The organism is Lelliottia amnigena, from assembly GCF_019047465.1.
Lineage (GTDB): Bacteria > Pseudomonadota > Gammaproteobacteria > Enterobacterales > Enterobacteriaceae > Enterobacter > Enterobacter amnigenus.
Genome location: NZ_CP077236.1, coordinates 552,879 through 570,888, shown reverse-complemented (window position 1 = coordinate 570,888; position 18,010 = coordinate 552,879). Strand labels below are relative to the sequence as shown.

Below are 18,010 nucleotides of genomic sequence, written 5' to 3'. Positions count from 1 at the left end.
CCGCGCAAGCGGCCTTTAGTTTATCTAGCGCCGGTCAATGGAAATAGCACCGGGCCCGGTCACCGCCAGCAATAAAAATGCGCCAGCGATACTGACGTTTTTGTAGAAATTGATCATGTTTGGCATCACCGCATCGCCACTCATATCCCAGTAGTGGTGCCCGATCACCGCCGTTCCCAGCGTATAAAAGACAAACAGCACGGCCAGCGGGCGCGTAAAGAAACCGAGTACAATCAGGATCGCGGCAGGCACTTCCATCACCACCGCAATAATCGCGGCAAGCATGGGCATGGGCGCACCCAGCGACGTCATATATTGTACCGTTCCATCAAACCCGGTCATTTTGGGAATACCAAAAATTATAAACAGCACCACGACCGCAATACGGGCGATCAACAGTATTAACGAACGAGACTGGCCGAAATCGAAATAGCGTAGTGAGTTCATGGGGAAATGACCTCTGCAAGTGTTGTTATTTAAACGTAATACACATTCACCGTCGCCGCCATCAGCCGAACGGTTCCAGTGATGTTAATTTATCGTTAATTTATCGTTAATTTATAGCAGGCTAACGGCTTGCTTAATTTCGCTATTCTCGCCAGACTAACGCCTCCAAATCGGGAGGGATTCATGATTTTGCATTCCACACGCTGGCTGGCGCTCAGCTATTTCACCTACTTCTTTAGCTACGGTATTTTTCTGCCTTTCTGGAGTGTCTGGCTCGCAGGGATTGGCCTCACGCCCGAAACGATCGGCGTCCTGCTTGGTGCGGGTCTGGTGGCGCGTTTCTTAGGCAGTTTGCTGATTGCGCCGCGCGTCAGCGATCCCTCGCTGCTGATCAAATCCGTGCGTATCCTGGCACTTCTCACGCTGGTGTTCCTGGCGGGCTTTTGGGTCAGCCAGCAGTTTGCGTGGCTAATGGTGGTGATGGTCGGTTTTAACCTCTTTTTCTCCCCGCTGGTTCCCCTGACGGATGCGCTTGCCAATACCTGGCAAAAACAGATGCCGATGGATTATGGCCGGGTGCGCCTGTGGGGGTCGATAGCCTTTGTAATTGGCTCTGCGCTGGTGGGAAAACTGGTCAGCCTTTACGATTATCACGCCATTCTGGCGCTGTTGAGTGTCGGTATTGCCTCAATGCTGCTGGGGATGCTGCTGCGACCGTCCGTGATGCCACAGGGCGAAAGCCGCCATCAGGAGAGTGCGGGCTGGTCAGCCTGGAAAATGCTGATCGTGCAGAGCTGGCGTTTTCTGGCTTGCGTCTGTCTGCTACAGGGCGCACATGCGGCGTACTACGGTTTCAGCGCGATCTACTGGCAGGGCGCGGGCTATTCCGCTTCGGCGATCGGTTATCTGTGGTCGCTTGGCGTGGTGGCGGAAGTGGTTATTTTCGCTCTGAGCAAGAAACTGTTCCGCCGCTTTGGTGCGCGCGATTTGCTGCTGCTGTCCGCCGTGTGTGGCGTGGCGCGCTGGGGGATCATGGGCTGGATGACCGAGTTACCGTGGCTTATCGTGGCGCAAATCCTGCACTGCGGCACCTTCACCGTGTGCCATCTGGCGGCAATGCGTTACATCTCAGCGCGTGAGGGCAGCGACGTTATTCGTCTGCAGGCGATTTATTCTGCCGTGGCGATGGGCGGCAGTATTGCCGTGATGACGGTTTTTGCGGGCTATTTGTACCAGCATCTCGGTCACGGCGTGTTTTGGGTGATGGCGCTGGTTGCGTTGCCCGCGATGGTTGTGCGGCCGAAAGTGGCCGCACGCCGTTAAGCGTTACGATTCCAGCATCACGCGAATATGTTCTTGCTGCTGCGTGTTCAATGCCTCTACGGCATGAATGAGCGGCGGCGAGAACAGCGGCAGGGCGGTGGCGTAAGGCGTAATCACCAGCGCCGCCTCTCGCGGTGCCCCGTCTTTCTGGAAAGCCTGTAGCGTCAGATAGCGAATATTCAACGGCAACAGAGTCAGCTCCCGCAGTTGTTCCTCAATCAGCACTTCGCACGCTTTGTCTTCACCCGTGAGCAACACCACCTGTTTTTCATACAGGTCGGTCTCCTGCATCAGCCACGCGCCAAAGATGACGGCGACCAGGCACATCTCTTCATCCGAAAAACGCAGGCCAAATTCGGCTTCGACTTCAAACAGAACATGACGAGTGGTACGCATCAGGCGCGGATAAAGACGCCCAATCTCTTCGGGCAGGCTGTTATCGATTCCGATGCCGAACAACGAACGATCCAGCGCCTGCGTCAGATGGATATACAGCTGGTCCATTAGCCCTTGTTCATCGCTAAAGCGCATTCCCGTTTGGCCGCGAAAGCGACCGATCATTCGCGAAATCGCCTGGCGCAGCCGTTCATCCTGCTGATGGGCATCCCGCAGCGGATCGGGGGTGCGGATCATCATGAACAGCAAGGACAGAAAAAGATTCTCATCGGTATGAGGATTCTGTAGCACGCGTCGCTGCCAGTGACGAACAATCTCCTGCGCGGTCAGAAATTCCCCGCGAGACTGCGCCCAGTTACGTTGCACGGGAGAAAACTGCGGCGTGAGGCCGAGATGATGCTGTATCAGGCAATACTGCAGGTACAGTTGCAAAAACTGAACGTCACGGCACTCAAACTGGCGCTGCAGTCTGCGCGAACAGAAGTTGATCAGTGCCCGCAGATTGGTATCGTCATAAAGCGTGCGTGCAATACCAAGCTGTTTAAGCTGCGTTTTAAGCGCCGGGGTAAACTGCTGAGTGATAAAGTGCGGACACAGGCGCAATGCCCGACGCAGCCAGTGCAGCAGGCATAAGCGTTGATCGAGCGCAGTGCCTTCAAGCCGGTAGCTGCCGTCATGATGCGTCGCGATGTCGAGCCGGTGATAGCGCTGGATTTCATCGCGCGTCTCGGCTATATCTTGCCGTGCAATGTCGTCGTCGACCCCATTAATGCCAACAATGCTTTGCGGGGTAACGGCAAAATCGGGCAGGTAAAGCATCAAAAGCACCTGGCAGCGACGCTGCGAACTGGAAAGCACAGATGGTATTTCAAGTGTCGTCATCATCTGTCGGTATCCAGGAGAAGTATTCGATAAGAATAGCTAAAGGATGTGCGCTGGAAAGCGCGGCGGCAGCTCTTTCCGTCAGGAATGCGGGAGAACATCACAGAATTTTTGACGTGAGGAAACGATGCAAATAGTTAAACAAAGCGCCGGCGCGCTATTTTTGGCGGTTTTATCTTTCGCTGCCGCTGCGCATCCTCACAGTTTTATCAGCATGAAAACGGAACTGGTGGCGGATGACGCGCAGATTAGCGGCTTGAAAATGCGCTGGACGATGGATGAAATCACCTCCGCCGATCTGCTCTATGATGCGGGCGATGCCAAACCGGGCGATGAAATCTGGAAAAAACTGGCGGCGGAAGTGATGGCAAATGTCCTCGGTCAGCACTATTTCACCGAATTCTGGCATAACGGGCAAAAGGTAAAGTTCCTGAATCGCCCTACAACATACGGCATGGCGCGTGACGGTCATCAGGCGGTTTTAACCTTTATTCTGCCTCTGGCACAACCGCAGCCGCTGGCCGGACAGAAATACACATTCGCCACGTTTGATCCGAGTTATTACGTCGATATGAGTTACGCCGAAGACCGTGACGTCACGTTGCCTGCGGCGCTACAAAAACGCTGTAGCATCGCCGTACATACACCTAAGCCCAGCGACGAAACGCTCAATTTTGCGATCGCGCTGGATAAAGACGATGCGCCGCCGGAGGACATGGAACTGGGCAAACAGTTCGCGCAGCAGGTGACCGTAAAATGTCAGTAATTTCAGCGTCGATGAAGACAACGCGTCGTTGGCTACACCTGTGGCCGCTGGCGCTGTTTCTGGTCATTGCGGGGATTGCCGCGCTGTGGTTCTGGCAGGCGTGGCCGCAGGTGATGATGAAAAGCATCCTCTGGCAAAGAGAGGTTAACCAGCAGATGAGCGGCTTGCTGAAAGCCGTTGTGGAGAATCCGTCAAAGGCGGGAGGCTCGCTGTTGATTTTCAGCTTTCTCTACGGCGTGCTTCACGCCTTAGGGCCGGGGCATGGCAAAATTGTCATTACCACCTGGCTTGCGACACATCCTTCGAAGCTGAAATCCAGTATCGGTTTAACGCTCGCGTCGTCTTTATTGCAAGGCTGCGTGGCGATTGGTCTGGTGGTCGTGGTGCTCACGCTGCTGCAACTCCCCGCTCGTCAGCTGCATATGAGCAGCTTTTGGCTTGAGAAGGGCAGCTATGCGCTGGTGGGCTTACTGGGCGTGATGCTCTGCTGGCGGGCGATCAAAAAGTTAAGTGCGCTGCTGCGCAAGCCGAAATTCAAAGCCTTTACCCCGCATCATGTTCATGACGAACGCTGCGGGTGCGGCCATCAGCATTTACCGACGCAGGAACAGCTCCAGAGCGGTGATGACTGGCGCGCGCGGCTGATGATTATTTTGTCCATGGGAATGCGACCCTGTTCCGGGGCGATCATGGTTTTGCTGTTCAGTAAGGTGATTGGCGTATTTGGCTGGGGTGTGGTGTCCGCCCTGGCAATGGCGGCTGGAACGTCGTTGACGATTACGTCGCTGGCGCTGCTGGTGCACAGCTTCCGTCAACTGGCCGTCAGGCTGAGCGGTAATAAAGCTCCGGTTCTGTGGCGACAAGTGGGGTGGACGACATTAGCATTAGCGGGTGGCGTGGTTCTGCTGGTGGCGGCGGTGACAATGTGGTTCAGCGCGGTGCCGGTAGGGCGGGGGTTACGACCGTTTTAACAGGGTGCGCGCTGATGCTCTCACCCTGGCCCTCTCCCGCAGGGAGAGGGAACCGAAAGGAATTAACGCTTCAGCGCATCACTCAGTTCGTCACGCATGCTCGCCAACATCGCTTTCACTACGCGTGGGTTACCCGCAACGATGTTACCGCTCATCAGGTGGTTGTGACCGCCTGTGAAGTCACACACCAGTGCGCCTGCTTCACGTGCAATCAGTTCACCCGCAGCAAAGTCCCATGGCTTCAGTGCGATTTCGAAATAGCCATCAACGCGGCCAGCGGCGACGTAGGCCAGATCCAGTGCAGCAGAGCCTGAACGACGGAAGTCCGCACATTCGGTGAACAGCTTGCCGAGGATTTTCATATACGTGGTGGCGTGCTGTTTGGCTTTGAATGGGAAGCCGGTCGCCAGAATAGTGCCATCCAGATCGCGAGAGTTGGTCCCACGCAGACGATAACCGTTCAGCTGTGCGCCTTGACCGCGCGTTGCGGTGAACAGTTCGTTACGCATTGGATCGTAAACAACAGCGACTTCAGTACGGCCTTTGATGCGTACTGCGATAGAAACAGAGAAGTGTGGAAGGCGTTTGACGAAGTTGGTGGTGCCATCCAGTGGATCGATAATCCATTGAACATCCTGATCTTCGCCTTCATTCTCACCGCTTTCTTCGGCGATGATGGTGTGCTGCGGGTAAGATTTGCGAATGGTTTCGATAATAATCGCTTCTGCGGCTTTATCGACGTTAGTCACAAAGTCATTGCTGCCTTTCTGGCTGGTTTCTACAGAATCGGGAGTTTCGTAGTGTTTGGCAATTACATTACCCGCCTTGCGCGCTGCGCGCACGGCGATGGTCAACATAGGATGTTGCATCGGTTACTCTCACTGGATGTTAAAGAACAGGGAAACGAAAACGGCGCAGAGTATAGCAGCGAGTTCGGATCATGTCTCTCGTTTATGATAATATGCCGGAATATTCTTCAGACAATGACCTCAGACAACTAAAACTATGCTGCAAAATATTCGAATCGTGCTGGTCGAAACATCGCATACCGGCAATATGGGCTCTGTTGCCCGTGCAATGAAAACAATGGGTTTAACCAATCTGTGGCTGGTGAATCCACTGGTGAAGCCAGACTCTCAGGCAATCGCGCTGGCTGCGGGTGCCAGTGATGTCATCGGCAACGCGCAAATCGTAGACACGCTCGACGAAGCGCTGGCGGGTTGCAGCCTTGTGGTTGGCACCAGCGCGCGCTCGCGCACGCTGCCGTGGCCGATGCTGGATCCACGCGAATGCGGTCTGAAAAGTACTGCAGAAGCCGAACATGCGCCGGTGGCGCTGGTGTTTGGCCGTGAACGCGTTGGTTTGACTAACGACGAGCTGCAAAAGTGCCATTACCACGTGGCGATTGCGGCCAACCCTGAATACAGCTCGCTGAATCTGGCGATGGCGGTACAGGTTATTGCTTACGAAGTGCGCATGGCATGGCTGGCCGCGCAGGAAAAAGGCGAGACCGCTGAACCCGAAGAAACACCGTATCCGCTGGTGGATGATCTTGAGCGTTTTTACGGCCATCTGGAGCAAACGCTGCTCACGACCGGCTTTATCCGCGCCTCTCATCCAGGTCAGGTCATGAATAAGCTGCGCCGCCTGTTTACCCGTGCCCGTCCAGAAACCCAGGAATTGAACATTCTGCGCGGCATGTTGGCGTCAATTATTGAGCAAAAAAACAAAGAATCCTAAACGGCACAGAAGGTTAAATACCTGACTAAAACAGTCAAGTAAATAGTTGACCAATTTAGTCGGGAATGTCAGACTTGCCCCTGCTATGCAATACCCCCATTTTACAATAAAAAACCCCGGGCAGGGGCGAGTTTGAGGTTAAGTAAGACATGAGACTGACATCTAAAGGGCGTTATGCCGTGACCGCGATGCTGGACGTTGCGCTCAACTCCGAAACGGGCCCGGTTCCGTTGGCAGATATTTCAGAACGTCAGGGAATTTCCCTGTCTTATCTGGAGCAGCTTTTCTCCAGACTGCGTAAAAATGGATTGGTTTCCAGCGTTCGTGGCCCAGGCGGTGGATATCTGCTGGGTAAAGACGCGGGCAGTATTGCAGTTGGCGAAGTGATCAGCGCTGTTGACGAGTCTGTAGATGCGACGCGTTGCCAGGGCAAAGGCGGTTGTCAGGGCGGCGATAAGTGCCTGACCCACGCGCTGTGGCGCGATCTGAGTGACCGTCTGACCGGCTTCCTGAATAACATCACTCTGGGTGAGCTGGTGAATAACCAGGAAGTTCTGGATGTTTCTGGTCGTCAGCAGAGCCATGAAACGCAACGCAGTACCCGCGCGCAAGACGCTATCGACGTTAAGTTACGCGCATAATTTACCTGTCCTGTTTCTGGGCGCAGCTGCGTTGGCCGCGCGTGTTCACCCCAGCCACTTACGCATGTAAGCTCCTGGGATTCACAAGCTTGCCGCCTTGCTGCACCGCAAAACAGTTTGGGTAAAAAATTATAAAAGAGATTTTAGAATCAGGCCGGGGCATCCGTGCCCCGTTAACTCGGTCGTACATCCAGCCGGTTGCCTGATTCCTTGCATTGAAGCGATGTACGGAGTTTATAGAGCAATGAAATTACCGATCTATCTCGACTACTCCGCAACCACGCCGGTGGACCCGCGTGTTGCCGAGAAAATGATGCAGTGTCTGACCCTGGACGGAAACTTTGGTAACCCAGCTTCCCGTTCTCACCGTTTTGGCTGGCATGCTGAAGAGGCGGTTGATATCGCCCGTAATCAGATTGCTGAGCTGGTGGGTGCCGATCCGCGTGAAATTGTTTTCACCTCCGGTGCAACCGAATCCGATAACCTGGCAATAAAAGGTGCAGCCAACTTCTATCAGAAGAAAGGCAAGCACATTATTACCAGCAAAACCGAACACAAAGCCGTGCTCGATACCTGTCGTCAGCTGGAGCGTGAAGGGTTTGACGTCACCTACCTTGCGCCAAAAAGCAACGGTATCATCGACCTCAAAGAGCTCGAAGCGGCAATGCGTGATGACACCATTTTGGTTTCCATCATGCACGTTAACAACGAAATCGGCGTGGTTCAGGATATCGCGACTATCGGCGAAATGTGCCGTGCGCGCGGCATCATCTATCACGTTGACGCCACCCAGAGCGTGGGCAAACTGCCTATCGACCTGAGCCAGCTGAAAGTGGATCTGATGTCCTTCACCGGCCACAAGATCTACGGCCCGAAAGGTATCGGCGCGCTGTACGTTCGTCGTAAACCACGTATCCGCATCGAAGCACAGATGCACGGCGGCGGTCACGAGCGCGGCATGCGTTCAGGGACTCTGCCTGTTCACCAGATCGTGGGGATGGGCGAAGCCTACCGTATCGCGAAAGAAGAGATGGAAACCGAGATGGCGCGCCTGCGCACTCTGCGTAACCGTCTGTGGGACGGCGTGAAGGACATGGAAGAAGTGTACCTGAACGGCGATCTTGAGCAGGGTGTTCCAAACATTCTCAACGTCAGCTTCAACTATGTTGAAGGTGAATCGCTGATTATGGCGCTGAAAGACCTGGCCGTTTCTTCCGGTTCTGCCTGTACGTCTGCAAGCCTTGAGCCATCCTACGTGCTGCGCGCACTGGGCATGACCGATGAGCTGGCACACAGTTCTATCCGTTTCTCTTTAGGTCGTTTCACTACCGAAGAAGAGATTGACTACACCATCAAGCTCGTTCGCAACTCCATTGGCCGTCTGCGCGACCTTTCTCCACTGTGGGAAATGTTCAAACAAGGCGTGGATATCAACAGCATCGAATGGTCACATCACTAATCGGTAGGTAAGGAGATTCAATCATGGCATACAGCGAAAAAGTTATTGATCATTACGAGAACCCACGCAACGTTGGCTCTTTCGACAACAGCGACGAGAGCGTAGGCAGCGGCATGGTTGGCGCGCCAGCGTGTGGCGACGTGATGAAGTTGCAGATCAAAGTCAACAATGAAGGTATCATTGAAGACGCACGTTTCAAGACTTACGGTTGCGGCTCTGCAATCGCGTCCAGCTCCCTCGTAACCGAGTGGGTGAAGGGCAAGTCTCTGGACGAAGCACAGGCAATTAAAAATACCGATATTGCTGACGAACTCGAACTGCCACCCGTGAAAATTCACTGTTCAATCCTGGCAGAAGACGCGATTAAAGCCGCTATTGCGGACTACAAAAGCAAACGTGAAGCAAAATAAGAGTTGAGGTTTAAGTATGTCGATTACCCTTAGCGACAGCGCTGCCGCGCGAGTAAGCTCCTTCCTGGAGAACCGTGGTAAAGGCTATGGCCTGCGACTGGGCGTACGTACCTCCGGCTGTTCCGGTATGGCTTATGTACTGGAATTTGTGGACGAACCGGCGACGGATGACACCGTGTTTGAAGACAAAGGCGTGAAGGTAGTGATCGATGGCAAGAGCTTGCAATTCCTCGACGGCACTCAGCTGGACTTCGTCAAAGAAGGCCTGAACGAAGGGTTTAAATTCACCAACCCGAACGTAAAAGATGAGTGCGGTTGCGGCGAAAGCTTCCACGTATAGTCGCGATCCGCTGTTATACCGATAATTCGTGTTGCAGAAAGGCGGCAAGCGGGTGAACCCCAGAAGCTTACTTGAGTAAGTGACTGGGGTGAACAAGTGAAGACAACGCATTTGCAACGTGAAGGAAGAAGGTATAACCCCACGCGCAGCGCTCCTGCAGTGGGGTTTGTTTTAACAGGCTAACCCTGAGATTGTTATGGATTATTTCACCCTCTTTGGGTTGCCCGCCCAGTACTCGATTGATCTTCCCGCGCTGACGATCCGTTTTCAGGATTTGCAACGTCAATTCCATCCGGATAAATTCGCCAGCGGTACCCCGGCGGAGCAACTGGCGGCTGTATCACAGTCTGCAACCATCAATCAGGCATGGCAAACTCTGCGTAACCCATTGGCTCGCGCGGAGTATCTGCTTTGCCTGCACGGTTTTGATCTGACGAGCGAACAGCACACTGTACGTGACACCGCGTTCCTGATGGAACAGCTGGAGCTGCGTGAAGAGCTGGATGAAATCGGCCAGGCGAAAGACGAAGCGCGTCTGGAAAGCTTCATCAAGCGGGTGAAGGGAATGTTCGATTCCCGCCATCAGCAGATGGTTGAACAACTGAATCACGAGACGTGGGACGTGGCGGCCGACTCTGTACGCAAGCTGCGTTTTCTCGATAAACTACGAAGCAGCGCAGAACAACTCGAAGAAAAACTGCTCGATTTTTAATTTCGGAAGCGATTATGGCCTTATTACAAATTAGTGAGCCTGGCTTAAGCGCCGCACCACACCAGCGTCGTCTGGCGGTGGGCATTGACTTAGGCACCACCAATTCCCTCGTGGCGACCGTTCGTAGCGGCCAGGCTGAAACGCTGGCCGACGCCGAAGGGCGTCATCTGCTGCCGTCCGTCGTCTACTACCAGCAGCAGGGCCACTCGGTGGGATATGACGCGCGTACCAACGCGGCGAAAGATCCTGCCAACACCATCAGCTCCGTTAAACGCATGATGGGCCGCTCGCTGGCGGATATTCAACAACGCTATCCACATCTGCCGTATCAACTCCAGGCGAGTGAAAACGGCCTGCCGATGATCGCAACCGATGCCGGAGTGCTGAACCCGATTCGCGTTTCCGCCGATATCCTGAAAGCCCTGGCCGCGCGCGCGACCGCGACGCTTGAAGGCGATCTTGATGGCGTCGTGATCACCGTACCCGCGTATTTTGATGATGCACAGCGTCAGGGCACCAAAGATGCCGCGCGTCTGGCGGGCCTGCACGTATTGCGTCTGCTGAATGAACCGACGGCTGCGGCGATCGCCTACGGTCTGGATTCCGGTCAGGAAGGCGTCATTGCCGTGTACGATCTCGGCGGCGGGACGTTTGATATTTCCATTCTGCGCTTGAGCCGTGGCGTGTTTGAAGTACTGGCGACAGGCGGTGATTCCGCGCTGGGTGGCGATGACTTCGACCATCTGCTGGCAGATTACATTCGCGAGCAGTCGGGTATCGCCGACCGTAGCGATGTCCGCGTACAGCGTGAACTGCTGGATGCCGCCATTGACGCGAAAATCGCGCTCAGTGATGCCCAGGCTGTCACCGTGAATGTGGCGGGCTGGCAGGGTGAAATCACCCGCGATCGGTTCAATGAACTGATTGCCCCACTGGTTAAACGCACGCTGTTGGCGTGTCGTCGTGCGCTGAAAGATGCAAATGTCGACGCCAGCGAAGTGCTCGAAGTGGTCATGGTTGGTGGTTCGACCCGCGTGCCGCTGGTGCGCGAGCGCGTGGGTGAATTCTTCGGCCGCATGCCGCTGACGTCTATCGACCCGGATAAAGTCGTGGCAATTGGCGCGGCTATCCAGGCTGATATTCTGGTCGGCAACAAGCCGGACAGCGAAATGCTGTTGCTGGACGTCATCCCGCTTTCCCTCGGTTTAGAAACCATGGGTGGCCTGGTCGAGAAAGTGATCCCGCGTAACACCACCATTCCGGTGGCGCGCGCGCAGGAATTTACCACCTTCAAAGACGGTCAAACTGCGATGTCGATCCACGTGATGCAGGGCGAGCGCGAGCTGGTTCAGGATTGCCGTTCGCTGGCGCGTTTTGCGCTGCGGGGTATTCCGGCATTACCTGCGGGTGGGGCGCATATTCGCGTCACTTTCCAGGTCGATGCTGACGGTTTGCTGAACGTCACGGCGATGGAAAAATCGACCGGTGTCGAATCGTCTATCCAGGTAAAACCGTCTTACGGTCTGACGGATAGCGAAATCGCCTCCATGATTCAGGATTCAATGAGCTATGCCGAACAGGACGTGAAAGCGCGCATGCTGGCAGAACAAAAAGTGGAAGCCGCACGCGTACTGGAAAGTCTTGAAGGCGCACTCACTGCAGATGCCGCGCTGCTCAGCGCCGCAGAGCGTCAGGTGATTGATGAAGCAACGGCCCATTTACGGATCGTTGCTGAAGAAAATGACGCTGACGCAATAGAACAAGCGATTAAAAACGTTGATAAAGAAACCCAGGACTTCGCCGCTCGCCGCATGGATAAATCTGTCCGTGTTGCGCTGAAAGGCCAGTCCGTGGACGAGGTTTAATATGCCAAAGATTGTTTTTTTGCCTCATGCGGACCTGTGTCCGGATGGCGTAGTTCTGGAAGCTGAGACCGGCGAAACCATCCTCGATGTTGCCCTGCGCAACGGTATCGAGGTGGAACACGCCTGTGAAAAATCCTGTGCCTGTACGACCTGCCACTGCGTAGTTCGTGAAGGTTTTGACTCCCTTGCGGAAAGCACGGAAGACGAAGATGACATGCTGGATAAGGCATGGGGTCTGGAGCCCGATAGCCGTTTGAGCTGTCAGGCGCGCGTCACCGATGAAGACCTGGTGGTCGAATTCCCTCGTTACACGATTAACCATGCCCGCGAGCATTAACAGAGGTTAGTATGGGACTGAAGTGGACTGATAGCCGCGAAATCGGCGAGGCGTTGTACGATGCCAACCCCGATCTCGATCCGAAGACCGTGCGATTCACCGATATGCATCAGTGGATCTGCGATCTGGAAGATTTTGATGACGATCCCAGCGCATCCAGTGAAAAAATTCTGGAGGCAATTCTGTTAGTCTGGTTAGATGAAGCAGAATAATTCCCACGTCATGCTTCACGTTGCCGATGCGTTGGCTGCGCTTGTTCACCCCGGTCACAGAGTTATCTCTGCTCCCGGAGATTCACTCGCTTCCCGCCTTCCTGCAACGCGAATCATTTAGTGGAAAGAGACTCTATGGGCTGCCTTCTGGCGGCCCGTTTGCTAGTTGCTAATAAGGATAAATAAAATGACCGAAGCGATGAAGATTACGCTCTCGAATCAGCCTGCTGATGCACGCTGGGGCGAAAAAGCCACCTACAGCATCAACAACGATGGCATCACCCTGCACCTGAATGGCAGCGACGATTTGGGCTTGATCCAGCGCGCTGCTCGCAAAATTGACGGCCTGGGTATTAAGCACGTGACGCTGGCCGGTGAAGGTTGGGATACGGATCGCAGCTGGGCATTCTGGGCGGGTTATAAAGGCCCGAAAGGGACGCGTAAAATCGAGTGGGCAAACCTCGACGAAGCCGGTCAGAAAGAGCTGGAAAGCCGTCTGATGATCATCGACTGGGTGCGCGACACCATTAACGCACCGGCGGAAGAGTTAGGTCCGGAACAGCTGGCACAGCGCGCAGTGGATCTGCTGTGCAAAGCGGCAGGCGACAAAATGTCTTACCGCATCACCAAAGGCGAAGATCTGCGCGAGCAAAACTACATGGGTCTGCATACGGTCGGCCGTGGTTCTGAGCGTCCGCCCGTCCTGCTGGCGCTGGACTACAACCCGACGGGCGACAAACAAGCGCCGGTATACGCCTGTCTGGTCGGTAAAGGCATTACCTTCGATACCGGCGGTTACAGCCTGAAGCAGAGCGCGTTCATGGACTCGATGAAGTCCGATATGGGCGGCGCGGCCACCATTACCGGTGCGCTGGCTTTTGCTATCACCCGTGGTCTGAACAAGCGCGTGAAGCTGTATCTGTGCTGTGCGGACAACATGGTGAGCGGTAACGCTTTCAAACTGGGCGATATCATTCGTTATCGTAACGGTAAAAACGTCGAAGTGATGAACACCGACGCCGAAGGCCGTCTGGTCCTGGCGGATGGCCTGATTGATGCGTCTGCGCAGAAACCAGAGCTGATCATTGATATGGCTACGCTGACCGGTGCGGCGAAAACCGCGCTGGGCAACGATTATCATGCGCTGTTCACCTTTGACGACAAACTGGCGAGCCGTCTGATGGCGAGCGCGGCGGCTGAGAACGAACCGTTCTGGCGTCTTCCGCTGGCTGAATTCCACCGCAGCCAGTTGCCGTCTAACTTTGCCGAGCTGAACAATACCGCGAGCGCGGCGTATCCAGCGGGGGCAAGCACTGCGGCCGGTTTCCTGTCCCATTTCGTGGAGAACTACCATGAAGGCTGGCTGCACATCGACTGTTCCGCAACCTACCGTAAAGCGGGCGTTGAGCAATGGTCCGCGGGCGCAACCGGTTTGGGCGTACGCACCGTTGCGAATCTGCTGACGGCTGAGTAATGACTGCCCCTCACCCGAATCCTCTTCCAACGTGAGAAGAGGTTTTGCTCCTTCTCCCGTGAGGGAGAGGGCCAGGGTGAGGGGGTAAATGCGATATCTGGAAAGTTTATGTCCGATACCAAAAACGAATTAGAAACTCTGCTGGAGCAAGCGGCGACTGAGCCAGCCCATCGCCCGGCATTTTTCCGCACTCTGCTGGAATCCACGGTGTGGGTGCCTGGAACGGCGGCGGAAGGCGAGCAGGTTGTTGAAGACAGCGCGCTGGACCTGCTGCACTGGGAAAAAGACGACGGCACCTCGGTGATCCCGTTCTTTACCTCGCTCGAAACGTTGCAGGAAGCGGTGGAAGACGAGCAGGCGTTCGTCGTTATGCCGGTGCGTACGCTCTTTGAAATGACGCTTGGCGAAACGCTGTTCCTCAATGCCAAGCTGCCGACGGGTAAAGAGTTCACTCCGCGTGAAATCAGCCATCTGATTGGCGAAGAGGGCAATCCGCTGAGCACGCAAGAAGTGCTGGAAGGCGGCGAAACGCTGTTGCTGTCTGAAGTAGCGGAACCACCGGCGCAGATGATTGATTCTCTCACCACGCTGTTCAAAACCATCAAGCCGGTCAAACGCGCGTTCCTGTGCTCTATCAAAGAGAGTGCCGACGAACAGCCGATTCTGCTGATCGGTATTGAGGCGGACGGCGACATTGAAGACATTATTCAGGCGGCGGGAAGTGTGGCCACTGACACGTTGCCGGGCGATGAGCCGATTGATATTTGTCGGGTTGTGAAAGGTGAAAAGGGCATCAGCCACTTTATAACTGAACACATCACGCCGTTTTACGAGCGTCGCTGGGGCGGATTCCTGCGCGATCTTAAAACCAACCGCATTCTCTAAAGTGGCCGGGGTGAGCACTCACCCCGTCGCTTCCAGCAGCAATAAATCCATCAGCAAAACCAGATTTGATTCAAACGACGTCACGCCTGCGGCTTCGGCAGCGTAATGCACCGCCTCGTCATACAGCGCGAAATGCACATCCGCCATTCCCGCCAGGGTATTCGCCGACGCGCGCGTAAAGGCGACCACCGTCATGCCGACATTTTTCGCAATCCGCGCTTTATCCAGCACCTGTTCCGTTTCACCGCTGCGGGAAACGGCGATAAACACCTGATAGCGCGCCGCGTTGCTCAAAAAGATATTTCGGCTATCGCCGGGCCCGGAGATAAACGCCGTTTTTCCTAACACCTGTAACTTTTTTGTCAGGTATTCAGCAAACAAATATGAAAAGCCTGCGCCGTAGAGAAAGAAGCTCTCTTTCTCGCGCAATAGCGCCGCAAACTGCTGTCGTCTCTCCTGCGTGGCCCATTGAAACGTCAGCTGATAGTTGGCGATAAACTGATTAAACAGAGCAGGGAGTTGGGGCAAATCCTGAGCCTGCGACGCAATATGCGGCGTATCGGAAAGCAGCTGTTTACAGTGCCAGATAAACTCGCTGAAACCGCTAAACCCCAGCTTTTGGCACAGCCGCATGATGGTCGCGGTCGAGACAAATGTCGCCTGCGCCAGTTCGCGTACGGTGATATTGCCCACCAGCAACGGGTGTTCTGTCAGATGCGCTAAAACGCGATACTCTGCGCGGGTCAAGGATTCACCGCGCGTCAGCAGCGTTGCCAGGCGATTATCCATTACGGCGTAGGTTCAATTGGCAGGTCGTCGCGCGCACCCCATTCGCTCCAGGCACCGTCGTAGAGCGTGACGTCGGAAACACCCAACGTCGCCAGTGCCAGAATCACCACGCATGCCGTCACGCCGGAACCACAGCTGGCAATAATGGGCTGATGAAGATCCACCCCCTGACGCTCAAAAATTTCGACCAGTTCATCGGTGGTTTTCAGCTCACCTTCAAAGACTAAATCGCCCCACGGCACGTTGAGCGCGCCGGGAATATGCCCGCGCTTCAAGCCTGGACGGGGTTCGTCCGCTTGCGCGTTAAACCGCGGAGCCGGACGGGCATCGACAATTTGCGCTGTTTTTTCGTGGCTGACCAACAACACATCGGTGAGGCGTTTCACCAGGGCTGCGTCTAACGAGGCGTCAAAATCCCCCTCTGGCAACGCAACATCACCCTGCTGCAAGGGCAATTCATCACGCTTCCAGCCCGCGAGACCGCCCGCCAGAATAGACACGTTATCAGCACCAAAGGCTTTCAGCATCCACCACGCACGCGGGGCGGAGAACAGATTCCCTTCGTCGTACACGACCAGATGTTTTTCGCGATTCACGCCCAGCTCGCGCATGGCCACGGCAAAGGCTTCCGGGCGCGGCAGCATATGGGGAAGCGGGGAAGTGTGATCGGACAGGGCTTCAATATCAAAAAAGACCGCGCCCGGCAGATGTCCGGCGCGGTATTCAGCGGTGAGGTCGCGGTGCTCCTGACCGGGAGGCGCCATACGGGCGTCAATAATTTGTACTTCCGGATCGTCGCTATGCTCAATCAGCCAGTCGGCTGCAACAAAATATGAGGTGGACATGGTTGCCTCCATTTTCGCCACTTAACCGTTCTACTCAGTGCTGCAAATACTGCAGCTCGAAGGATTGACGGTAAAAATGGATTGTCGGTGTTTTTTCTGACACCGACAAGCAAACCACGTTCAACTCGCGAGCAACCCCTTATTTTTTCACCGCTTCGCCGTCCTGCCAGGCTTTTTGCAGCGCGGGCCAGTAATCCCGGTTAGCTTCAATCATGTCATCCAGAATCGCTTTCGCGTGATCCATTGTCGGCACCGTGCGGTTCAGCGTGAAGGCCTGCAGGGCTTTTTCATAGCTGCCTTCGACGGTCGCTTCTACCAGGAGTTGCTCAGACGCGAGCTGCTGCTGCAGAAGCGTTTGATGGAACAGCGGCACCTGTCCGACGCGAATCGGTTCCGGCCCTTCGGATGTGATGTACGCAGGGACTTCAACAACCGCATCGTAAGGCAGATTGGTAATCGCGCCACGGTTTTCGACCATCACCAGATGGCGCTGGCGCAAATTGAATGCCAACGAACGGGCAACATCCACAATAAATTCGCCGTGAACGCCGACATGGAACGCATCGGATAACACGCCGGTACGCTTGTACTCTTCAGCCGCCGCGAAAAGCTTTTTCTCGCGCCCGTTCATCACTTCGTTGGCGCGGGTGTACTCCGGGTTCTGATGTTCGACTATCTGGTTTGGCATCAGGTAATACTGCAGATACGGATTCGGCAGATATTCCGGGAAGTTATCCATGATCGGCTTAATGTTGCGCCAGGTTTTGACCCATGACGGATCGGAGTGCTGCGGATCGGTTTTGGCCGCGTCTTCGGTCAGTAATCCAAATTTAGCAATGTGGCTGCGCAGCTCTGGCAGTCTGTCGACGCCGTCCACCATCACGCGCGTAAACCAGCCGAAGTGGTTCAGGCCAAAGTAATCGACTTCCAGTTTGTGGCGATCAACGCCCAAAATCGCCCCCATATTGCGCATCGCCGCCACCGGCATGTCGCAAATGTTGAGCACGCGTGCGTTCGGACGCAGACGGCGCACGCCTTCTGCCACAATCGCCGCCGGGTTGGAGTAGTTCACAATCCAGGCCTTCTCGTGGGCGAAACGCTCGACCAGATCGATCAGCTCAACCATCGGCAGGATTGTGCGCAGTCCGTAGGCCAGCCCACCCGGTCCGCAGGTTTCCTGGCCGACCACGCCGTGACGCAGTGGGATCTTCTCGTCCTGCTCGCGCATTTTGTACTGACCGACGCGCATCTGAGCGAACACAAAATGCGCGCCGCTGAATGCCACTTCGGGATCGTCAGTGACGGTAAAAATAATGCTCTGGCTGTGATCGCGTATGACTTTTTCTACGACCGGGGCAATCGTGTTTTGACGCGCGGCGTCGATGTCATAGAGGCGAATTTCTGCCAGCGGAAAATCCTGTAACTGCACCATCAGGCTTTTCACAATGCCAGGCGTATAGGTGCTGCCGCCACCGGCGATGGACAGAATAAAAGGGGGTTTAAACATGTTTATCTC

At 55.1% G+C, this 18,010-nt stretch carries 20 protein-coding genes; 14 read left to right on the top strand and 6 right to left on the bottom strand.

What is annotated here, in order from left to right; genetic code table 11:
• Positions 1-24: 24 nt before the first annotated feature.
• On the bottom strand, positions 25-447 hold the full coding sequence (locus tag I6L74_RS02670; RefSeq protein ID WP_015960030.1) for a DoxX family protein: 423 nt from the start codon (positions 445-447) through the stop codon (positions 25-27).
• Between the two features lie 183 nt (positions 448-630).
• Here I6L74_RS02670 and I6L74_RS02665 point away from each other — a divergent pair, with 183 nt between their 5' ends.
• On the top strand, positions 631-1,770 hold the full coding sequence (locus I6L74_RS02665; protein ID WP_059179460.1) for a 3-phenylpropionate MFS transporter: 1,140 nt from the start codon (positions 631-633) through the stop codon (positions 1,768-1,770).
• A gap of 3 nt (positions 1,771-1,773) precedes the next feature.
• On the opposite strand, the gene csiE is transcribed toward I6L74_RS02665, so the two are convergent.
• Positions 1,774-3,051, bottom strand: coding sequence for a stationary phase inducible protein CsiE (csiE, locus tag I6L74_RS02660; protein WP_059179459.1), 1,278 nt, complete (start codon positions 3,049-3,051; stop codon positions 1,774-1,776).
• A gap of 124 nt (positions 3,052-3,175) precedes the next feature.
• Between csiE and I6L74_RS02655 the strand changes: the two genes are divergently transcribed.
• Together I6L74_RS02655 and I6L74_RS02650 are read left to right on the top strand one after the other, a co-directional pair.
• Positions 3,176-3,814, top strand: coding sequence for a DUF1007 family protein (locus I6L74_RS02655; RefSeq protein ID WP_059179458.1), 639 nt, complete (start codon positions 3,176-3,178; stop codon positions 3,812-3,814).
• Positions 3,805-4,785 carry a nickel/cobalt transporter gene (locus tag I6L74_RS02650; RefSeq protein WP_059179457.1) on the top strand — a complete coding sequence of 327 codons (981 nt, stop codon included), beginning with the start codon at positions 3,805-3,807 and terminating at the stop codon, positions 4,783-4,785. Before I6L74_RS02655 ends, I6L74_RS02650 begins: the two co-directional genes overlap by 10 nt.
• A 62-nt stretch (positions 4,786-4,847) precedes the next feature.
• Here the strand turns inward: I6L74_RS02650 and suhB are convergent, their stop codons facing one another.
• Entirely contained in the window at positions 4,848-5,654 is an 807-nt protein-coding gene (gene suhB, locus I6L74_RS02645; RefSeq protein ID WP_096759540.1) for an inositol-1-monophosphatase, read from the bottom strand.
• A 136-nt stretch (positions 5,655-5,790) separates the two neighbouring features.
• Between suhB and trmJ the strand changes: the two genes are divergently transcribed.
• The 11 genes from trmJ (at position 5,791) to sseB (ending at position 14,860) form a co-directional block, all read left to right on the top strand.
• Positions 5,791-6,525, top strand: coding sequence for a tRNA (cytosine(32)/uridine(32)-2'-O)-methyltransferase TrmJ (trmJ, locus tag I6L74_RS02640; RefSeq protein ID WP_015960024.1), 735 nt, complete (start codon positions 5,791-5,793; stop codon positions 6,523-6,525).
• 149 nt (positions 6,526-6,674) lie between these two features.
• Entirely contained in the window at positions 6,675-7,166 is a 492-nt protein-coding gene (iscR, locus tag I6L74_RS02635) for a Fe-S cluster assembly transcriptional regulator IscR (RefSeq protein WP_059179455.1), read from the top strand.
• Between the two features lie 244 nt (positions 7,167-7,410).
• Positions 7,411-8,625, top strand: a complete 1,215-nt coding sequence (locus I6L74_RS02630) for an IscS subfamily cysteine desulfurase (protein ID WP_015960022.1) — start codon at positions 7,411-7,413, stop codon at positions 8,623-8,625.
• 23 nt (positions 8,626-8,648) lie between these two features.
• The gene (gene iscU / locus I6L74_RS02625) at positions 8,649-9,035 is read left to right on the top strand and encodes a Fe-S cluster assembly scaffold IscU (protein ID WP_005120408.1); all 387 of its coding nucleotides are present in this window, start codon (positions 8,649-8,651) and stop codon (positions 9,033-9,035) included.
• 16 nt (positions 9,036-9,051) lie between these two features.
• Complete coding sequence (gene iscA / locus I6L74_RS02620; protein ID WP_015960021.1) at positions 9,052-9,375, top strand: iron-sulfur cluster assembly protein IscA; 324 nt, start codon at positions 9,052-9,054, stop codon at positions 9,373-9,375.
• 196 nt (positions 9,376-9,571) lie between these two features.
• Positions 9,572-10,087, top strand: a complete 516-nt coding sequence (hscB, locus tag I6L74_RS02615; protein ID WP_059179454.1) for a co-chaperone HscB — start codon at positions 9,572-9,574, stop codon at positions 10,085-10,087.
• 14 nt (positions 10,088-10,101) lie between these two features.
• Positions 10,102-11,952: a Fe-S protein assembly chaperone HscA gene (gene hscA, locus I6L74_RS02610; protein WP_059179453.1), complete on the top strand. Its 1,851-nt coding sequence runs from the start codon at positions 10,102-10,104 to the stop codon at positions 11,950-11,952.
• Between the two features lies 1 nt (position 11,953).
• Complete coding sequence (gene fdx, locus I6L74_RS02605; RefSeq protein ID WP_015960018.1) at positions 11,954-12,289, top strand: ISC system 2Fe-2S type ferredoxin; 336 nt, start codon at positions 11,954-11,956, stop codon at positions 12,287-12,289.
• Positions 12,290-12,300: 11 nt separating this feature from the next.
• On the top strand, positions 12,301-12,501 hold the full coding sequence (gene iscX, locus I6L74_RS02600) for a Fe-S cluster assembly protein IscX (RefSeq protein ID WP_015960017.1): 201 nt from the start codon (positions 12,301-12,303) through the stop codon (positions 12,499-12,501).
• A 187-nt stretch (positions 12,502-12,688) separates the two neighbouring features.
• The gene (gene pepB / locus I6L74_RS02595) at positions 12,689-13,975 is read left to right on the top strand and encodes an aminopeptidase PepB (RefSeq protein WP_059179452.1); all 1,287 of its coding nucleotides are present in this window, start codon (positions 12,689-12,691) and stop codon (positions 13,973-13,975) included.
• Positions 13,976-14,083: 108 nt separating this feature from the next.
• The gene (sseB, locus tag I6L74_RS02590) at positions 14,084-14,860 is read left to right on the top strand and encodes an enhanced serine sensitivity protein SseB (RefSeq protein WP_059179451.1); all 777 of its coding nucleotides are present in this window, start codon (positions 14,084-14,086) and stop codon (positions 14,858-14,860) included.
• Between the two features lie 18 nt (positions 14,861-14,878).
• Here sseB and I6L74_RS02585 read toward each other — a convergent pair whose 3' ends face one another.
• From I6L74_RS02585 to I6L74_RS02575, 3 genes are all read right to left on the bottom strand, one after another.
• On the bottom strand, positions 14,879-15,649 hold the full coding sequence (locus I6L74_RS02585; protein WP_059179450.1) for a MurR/RpiR family transcriptional regulator: 771 nt from the start codon (positions 15,647-15,649) through the stop codon (positions 14,879-14,881).
• A complete protein-coding gene (sseA, locus tag I6L74_RS02580) occupies positions 15,649-16,494 on the bottom strand; it encodes a 3-mercaptopyruvate sulfurtransferase (protein ID WP_059179449.1) in 846 nt (281 codons plus the stop codon). The genes I6L74_RS02585 and sseA overlap by 1 nt, the downstream gene beginning before the upstream one ends.
• Positions 16,495-16,633: 139 nt before the next feature.
• Positions 16,634-18,001, bottom strand: coding sequence for a 6-phospho-alpha-glucosidase (locus I6L74_RS02575; protein WP_059179448.1), 1,368 nt, complete (start codon positions 17,999-18,001; stop codon positions 16,634-16,636).
• Positions 18,002-18,010 lie beyond the last annotated feature (9 nt).

Excerpts from the sequence above, each read along its gene's own strand:
- I6L74_RS02670 (WP_015960030.1), bottom strand. The coding sequence starts at position 447 with ATGAACTCACTACGCTATTTCGATTTCGGCCAGTCTCGTTCGTTAATA.
- I6L74_RS02665 (WP_059179460.1), top strand. The coding sequence starts at position 631 with ATGATTTTGCATTCCACACGCTGGCTGGCGCTCAGCTATTTCACCTAC.
- csiE (WP_059179459.1), bottom strand. The coding sequence starts at position 3,051 with ATGATGACGACACTTGAAATACCATCTGTGCTTTCCAGTTCGCAGCGT.
- I6L74_RS02655 (WP_059179458.1), top strand. The coding sequence starts at position 3,176 with ATGCAAATAGTTAAACAAAGCGCCGGCGCGCTATTTTTGGCGGTTTTA.
- I6L74_RS02650 (WP_059179457.1), top strand. The coding sequence starts at position 3,805 with ATGTCAGTAATTTCAGCGTCGATGAAGACAACGCGTCGTTGGCTACAC.
- suhB (WP_096759540.1), bottom strand. The coding sequence starts at position 5,654 with ATGCAACATCCTATGTTGACCATCGCCGTGCGCGCAGCGCGCAAGGCG.
- trmJ (WP_015960024.1), top strand. The coding sequence starts at position 5,791 with ATGCTGCAAAATATTCGAATCGTGCTGGTCGAAACATCGCATACCGGC.
- iscR (WP_059179455.1), top strand. The coding sequence starts at position 6,675 with ATGAGACTGACATCTAAAGGGCGTTATGCCGTGACCGCGATGCTGGAC.
- I6L74_RS02630 (WP_015960022.1), top strand. The coding sequence starts at position 7,411 with ATGAAATTACCGATCTATCTCGACTACTCCGCAACCACGCCGGTGGAC.
- iscU (WP_005120408.1), top strand. The coding sequence starts at position 8,649 with ATGGCATACAGCGAAAAAGTTATTGATCATTACGAGAACCCACGCAAC.
- iscA (WP_015960021.1), top strand. The coding sequence starts at position 9,052 with ATGTCGATTACCCTTAGCGACAGCGCTGCCGCGCGAGTAAGCTCCTTC.
- hscB (WP_059179454.1), top strand. The coding sequence starts at position 9,572 with ATGGATTATTTCACCCTCTTTGGGTTGCCCGCCCAGTACTCGATTGAT.
- hscA (WP_059179453.1), top strand. The coding sequence starts at position 10,102 with ATGGCCTTATTACAAATTAGTGAGCCTGGCTTAAGCGCCGCACCACAC.
- fdx (WP_015960018.1), top strand. The coding sequence starts at position 11,954 with ATGCCAAAGATTGTTTTTTTGCCTCATGCGGACCTGTGTCCGGATGGC.
- iscX (WP_015960017.1), top strand. The coding sequence starts at position 12,301 with ATGGGACTGAAGTGGACTGATAGCCGCGAAATCGGCGAGGCGTTGTAC.
- pepB (WP_059179452.1), top strand. The coding sequence starts at position 12,689 with ATGACCGAAGCGATGAAGATTACGCTCTCGAATCAGCCTGCTGATGCA.
- sseB (WP_059179451.1), top strand. The coding sequence starts at position 14,084 with ATGTCCGATACCAAAAACGAATTAGAAACTCTGCTGGAGCAAGCGGCG.
- I6L74_RS02585 (WP_059179450.1), bottom strand. The coding sequence starts at position 15,649 with ATGGATAATCGCCTGGCAACGCTGCTGACGCGCGGTGAATCCTTGACC.
- sseA (WP_059179449.1), bottom strand. The coding sequence starts at position 16,494 with ATGTCCACCTCATATTTTGTTGCAGCCGACTGGCTGATTGAGCATAGC.
- I6L74_RS02575 (WP_059179448.1), bottom strand. The coding sequence starts at position 18,001 with ATGTTTAAACCCCCTTTTATTCTGTCCATCGCCGGTGGCGGCAGCACC.